The organism is Roseateles sp. P5_D6, from assembly GCF_054049415.1.
In genome coordinates, this window is the sequence record NZ_JBFUMK010000054.1 from 1 (window position 1) to 1820 (window position 1820).

The 1820-nt window shown below is 68.2% G+C and carries 1 protein-coding gene; it reads right to left on the reverse strand.

The window, feature by feature from the left end:
* Positions 1-86: 86 nt before the first annotated feature.
* The coding region (locus ACXJKM_RS30055) for an ABC transporter ATP-binding protein (RefSeq protein WP_457356665.1) at positions 87-1820 on the reverse strand (1734 nt) is incomplete at its 5' end.

The following is a 1820-nucleotide window of genomic DNA, read 5'->3' on the forward strand; positions in this document are numbered from 1 at the left end:
GTTCAGTTCAACGAAAAAATTCCCGATGGCACCCAAGGACGCCGATCTCGATATGCACGCGGCGCTCTCAAGGTCGGCAGTGCGGATCAGGCCGTGCATTCACGCGGCAGCGCCTGGGTCTGCTGCAGTTGCAGCAATTCGTCGGCGCTGCGGTGGCAGAAGACCTCCACGCCGCCTTCGAGTTCGTGCCGCGGCGGCGTCTTGCTGTCGCACACGCCGGCCACGCGCAGGGGGCAACGGTCCAGGAAGCTGCAGATGCCCGCGCGGTCGACAGGCGCCTGCACCAGCGGCAGGGCCGCGCGCTGCGCCGCTCCGACTTCATCGAGCCATCCCGGGCGCAACTCAGGGACGGAATTGGCCAGCAAATGGAAATACGGATGACGCGGCGCATGCGCGAAAGCCGACCGGGTCAGCGACTCCACCTTTTGGCCGGCGTACAGCACCACGATCTCGTCGCACACCGCGCGCACGGTGTTCATGTCGTGGCTGATGAACATGTACGAGACCCCGAGCTCCTTGCGCAGCTGAGCCAGCAGGTCCAGGATGGCGGCGCCCACGACCGTGTCCAGCGCCGAGGTGACTTCGTCGCACAAGATCAGGTCGGGGTCGGCGGCCAGCGCGCGCGCCAGGTTGACGCGCTGCTTCTGCCCGCCGGAAAGCCCCGCAGGCAGGCGCCGGGCACAGGCCTGCGGCAGTTGCACGAGGTCGAGCAGCTGCGCGATGCGTTTGTTCAGGGCCTCGCCCTTCAAGCCGCGGTACAGCTGCAGCGGCCGCGCGAGGATGTCGGAAATGGTGTGCGCAGGATTGAGCGCCGTATCCGCCATCTGGAACACGATCTGGATGCGGCGCAGCTCCTCGGGCGAGCGCTGCGACACCAGGCGTGGCAGCGGCTTGCCGTCGAACATGATCTGGCCGCGGGCGGGGCCGATCAGGCCAGCGACGGCACGGGCCAGCGTGGTCTTGCCGGAGCCGGACTCGCCGATGACGCCGATCGCCTGGCCGCGGTACAGGGTCAGGCTCACATCGTCGAGCACCGGTGAGGCGGGCCGGCCGTGCTTGTCCAGGGGCCCATAGCCGGCGACCAGATTGCGCACCTGCAGCAGCGGCGTAGCGCCTTCGGCCACCGTCTCGCCGCTGCGCGCCTTGGGATTGGCCGCGGCGATCAGGCTGCGCGTGTAGTCGTCCTTCGGCGTGTTGATGATCTGCGCCGTGGTGCCGATCTCGCGCTCGGCGCCGTCGCGCAGCACSAGGATGYGGYCGGCCATCTGSGCCACCACCGCCAGGTCGTGSSTGACRTAGACCGCCGTGGTCTGACGCTCGCGCACCACGCGGCGGAAGGCGYGCARCACCTCGAYCTGKGTSGTGACGTCSAGCGCCGTSGTSGGCTCGTCGARGATCACCAGGTCCGGGTCGCTCATCAGCGCCATCGCGGCCATCAGGCGCTGCAACTGCCCGCCCGAAACCTGGTGCGGGTAACGCTGGCCGATGCTGTCGGGCTGCGGTAGTGCCAGCTCGCGGAACAGCGTCACGGCTTTTTTCTCGGCCTCGGAGCGCGGCATCAGGGAATGGATGTGGGCGGTTTCGACCACCTGGTCCATGATGGTGCGCGACGGATTGAAGGAAGCGGCCGCGCTCTGCGCGATGTAAGAGACACGGCGGCCGCGCAGGCGGCGCCGTTCTGATTCAGACAGGCCCAGCACATCGGTATCGCCGATACGCACGCTGCCTCCGGAGATGCGGCAGCCGTGCCGCGCATAGCCCATGAGCGCCAGGCCTATGGTGGTCTTGCCCGAGCCGGACTCACCGATCAGCGCCAGCAC